At 43.0% G+C, this 3,980-nt stretch carries 2 protein-coding genes; both read left to right on the top strand.

Annotation, left to right across the window (positions count from 1 at the left end):
* Nucleotides 1-274: 274 nt before the first annotated feature.
* Complete coding sequence (locus AB4653_RS17615; RefSeq protein WP_012603881.1) at nt 275-958, top strand: hypothetical protein; 684 nt, start codon at nt 275-277, stop codon at nt 956-958.
* A gap of 218 nt (nt 959-1,176) precedes the next feature.
* Entirely contained in the window at nt 1,177-3,783 is a 2,607-nt protein-coding gene (gene pepN, locus AB4653_RS17610) for an aminopeptidase N (protein ID WP_102257891.1), read from the top strand.
* The last annotated feature ends 197 nt before the right edge of the window (nt 3,784-3,980 follow it).

Below are 3,980 nucleotides of genomic sequence, written 5' to 3'. Positions count from 1 at the left end.
CCTTGTTAAAGGTGGGATTTTTAAAAAAGCGAGCTTAGGCTCGCTTTTTTTCTATCTGCGATTTGACAAAAATCGAGGCCATTTCTCGTCTATTAATGCTTGAGTATATTCTTAATAACGCATTTTTAAAGGGTGTTTTTGCGAGTGATCATGTCGCGTAGCACTTCGTATTTAAAATTCAGTTACTTCGCATTTAAAATTTAGTGACTTAGATCAAATTTTTTCGCTTTCTATTCATTACGTGCCTAAGCTTAAAGAAAACGAGGGGGCGCGTATGAAATGGATTCTACTATTTTTATCTTGTTTAAGTTTTGTTGCTTTTGGGAGTGAGGTCGCTTCAAGCGAGCAGCAATCAAAAAGTGACAGCAATCTATCTCATTTTGACCTTCCTTTACTGCTTGGTGATTGGTATTTGATGAACCCAGATCCTGAACAAGGTACTGAAAATTTTAGAGCGATAAAGCTAACCCTTGATTCAAATTATTCATTCTCCATTGATATTCAAAAGAAAGACTACAGTGTCGACCATTGGGAAGGCTTGTATAACGCCAATGAAGATACCATTATTTTGGGTTTAAACACCTCTGAACCTCAAGTTTACGCCTATAGCAGTAACCATAATATGTTGAACCTCAACGGTGTTATGTTCACCAAGGCTTTACCAAATGCATTGGCGGGAATATGGTCAAGCGCCGAATTGTCCGGAAGCGACTTGCGCGCGAGTAATATTCAAAAAATGGATTTAGTGCTTCAACCTGACTTTGTATTTATGTTCAGAGTGTCCGATGAAGTGGGGAGTGAAGTTGTTCGTCGAGGGGTGTATTACACAGAAGGCGATCAATTGGTGCTTCTGTATGAAAATGGCGAGCATGGTACTCGTTACACATTAAACAGCGACGTCTTGACGCTTCAAGGTGAAGAAGGCGACATGTTTGCAGTACTCAATCGTATTCGATAATGATGAGTTGGATGCGCAAAGTCAGGCTTGTTGATAATATGGATCATAGTTCATTTATTAGCCGTTCCTTCCTGATTTGGTTGATAAAATAGCAAAACATGGAGGCGTTTTACTACAATGCCTCCTTTTTTCAATATTCCCCTTGTGTTCTTGGCGCTCAACCTTTAGATATATACAGTTAAAATACAATTACGTATAACGATCAAAAGGAACCCGTCATGGCACATACACCTCAAGCCAAGTATCGTAAAGATTATCAATCACCATCTCACACTATTTCTCAAATCGATCTTACTTTCGATTTGTACGATTCAGCGTCCATCATTACGGCGGTGTCTAGTGTTAAGCAAGAGAAAGATAGTTCGACCTTAGTACTTGATGGTGAAGGTTTGACGTTGGTTTCTGTTTTAGTTGAGGGTCAAGAGTGGACGCAATTCGAGCAATCTGAAACTCAACTGACACTGAGCGGACTACCGAAAGATTTCACACTCACGATCGTGACGAAAGTAAATCCTGAAGGGAATAGTGCACTTGAAGGTTTGTATAAGTCGGGTGGCGCATTCTGTACTCAGTGTGAAGCTGAAGGTTTCCGTCGTATTACTTACTACATGGACCGCCCTGATGTATTGGCAAAATTCACCACAACGGTAATCGCAGACAAAGCAGAAAATCCATTCTTACTTAGTAATGGTAACCGTATAGATGAAGGTGATGCTGAAAATGGTCGTCACTGGGTTAAGTGGCAAGACCCACATCCAAAACCTGCTTACTTGTTTGCTCTTGTTGCCGGTGACTTTGATGTACTTCGTGACGCTTACACCACACAATCAGGCCGCAAAGTTGACCTAGAAATCTTTGTCGACAAAGGCAATCTAGACCGCGCAAACCACGCGATGGTTTCTTTGATTAACTCAATGAAGTGGGACGAAGAGCGTTTCAATCTTGAGTATGACTTAGACATCTACATGATCGTAGCTGTTGATTTCTTCAACATGGGCGCGATGGAAAACAAAGGTCTGAACGTATTTAACTCTAAGTTTGTTTTAGCGAACGACCAAACAGCAACCGACACCGACTACCTAGGCATCGAAGCGGTAATCGGTCATGAATATTTCCATAACTGGACCGGTAACCGAGTGACATGTCGCGATTGGTTCCAACTAAGCTTGAAAGAAGGCTTAACCGTATTCCGTGACCAAGAGTTCTCATCTGATCTTGGTTCTCGCGCAGTAAACCGAATCAACAATGTTCGTATTATTCGCGGGCCACAATTCGCTGAAGATGCAAGTCCAATGTCTCACCCAATTCGCCCTGAAAAAGTGATAGAAATGAACAACTTCTACACATTGACTGTATACGAAAAGGGCAGTGAAGTGATCCGAATGATCCACACATTGTTGGGTGAGGAAGGTTTCCAAAAAGGCATGAAGCTTTACTTTGAACGTCACGATGGTACCGCTGCAACTTGCGAAGATTTCGTTGCTGCAATGGAAGATGCGTCGGGCGTTGACCTGTCTCAGTTCCGTTTATGGTACAGCCAATCTGGTACGCCGACGCTTTCTGTTGAAAGTCACTACGACGCAGACAAAAAAGAGTACACGTTAACAACTCGCCAAGTAACGGCTCCAACGCATGAGCAAACGGAAAAGCAAGCTCTGCATATTCCTCTAGACATCGAGCTATACACCGCGTCGGGTGAAGTGATTGGGTTACAATGTAACGGCCAGCCAGTTCACAATGTACTTGATGTGAAAGAAGCGGTACAAACGTTCGTGTTTGAAAACGTTTCAGAGCAACCGATCCCATCGCTACTGCGTGAATTTTCTGCGCCAGTGAAACTGGAGTACGACTATTCGGATGAAGAGCTGATCTTCCTGATGGTGAATGCTCGCAATGAATTTTCGCGTTGGGATGCGGGTCAAATGCTGCTAGCGAAATACATCCGTAGCAACGTAGATAACGTTCAACAAGGTCAAAAGTTTGAACTTTCTGCTTCTGTTGTTGATGCATTCCGCGGGGTACTGCTTAGTGATTCACTAGAACCTGCGTTTATTGCAGAAATGCTTTCTCTACCGAGCCATAACGAAGTGTCGGGTTGGTATGAGCGCGTTGATATTGATGCGGTCGCATCTGTTCTTAACTCAATGAAAGTAACACTAGCTGCAGAACTTGAAGACGAGTTAGCGGCGGTTTATCACAGCCATGCACTAACAGAATACACGATCGATCACGATTCGATTGGTAAGCGTACTCTACGTAAAGTTTGTCTAAGTTACTTAGCGCATACTGAAAAGGGTAATGACTTGGTTGTTGCTATGTACCAACAAGCAAACAACATGACAGATACAATGGCTGCAATGGGCGCGGCGAACAGTGCGCAACTACCATGTCGTGAAACCTTGATGGCGGATTACAGCGACAAGTGGAAACACGATGGTCTTGTCATGGATAAGTGGTTTGCATTGCAAGGTTCAAACCCAAGTTCTAATGCACTTGAAGTGATTAAAGCGTCGATGTCGCACCAAGCGTTCAGCTTGAAGAACCCGAACCGTACTCGTAACTTGGTAGGTTCGTTCTTAAACATGAACCCGGTTCAATTCCACGCCAAGTCAGGACAAGGTTATGCGTTTGCGGGCGAGATCCTACGTGAACTGAACAGCAGCAACCCGCAAGTGGCTTCACGTTTGATTGACCCGCTACTTAAGTTCCGTAAGTACGATGATGAACGCCAAGCTCTAATCAAAAAAGAACTTGAGACGCTGAAGAACATGGACAACCTTGCAAAAGACTTATTCGAGAAAGTGGCAAAAGCACTAGAGGCTTAAGTCAGCCGCTTATTCAGGTAACCGTTCGATCATAAGCGGTTTGCTAATAAACAGTTTACTAGTAACGAAAAGTCATCAGTGGTAGAGAATATCTGCCACTGATTTTTTGTTTCTAGCTTATCGAATTTTCGATAAGCTAGAGCAGTTTCATTTTCAGACATCGTTAAGTGCCAAAAATCACCGGCACTGTATATGTA

Source organism: Vibrio sp. 10N.222.48.A3 (assembly GCF_041475345.1).
GTDB lineage: Bacteria > Pseudomonadota > Gammaproteobacteria > Enterobacterales > Vibrionaceae > Vibrio > Vibrio tasmaniensis_A.
The sequence above is the reverse complement of the archived record's forward strand: the minus strand, read 5'-3'. Positions and strand labels throughout refer to the sequence as shown.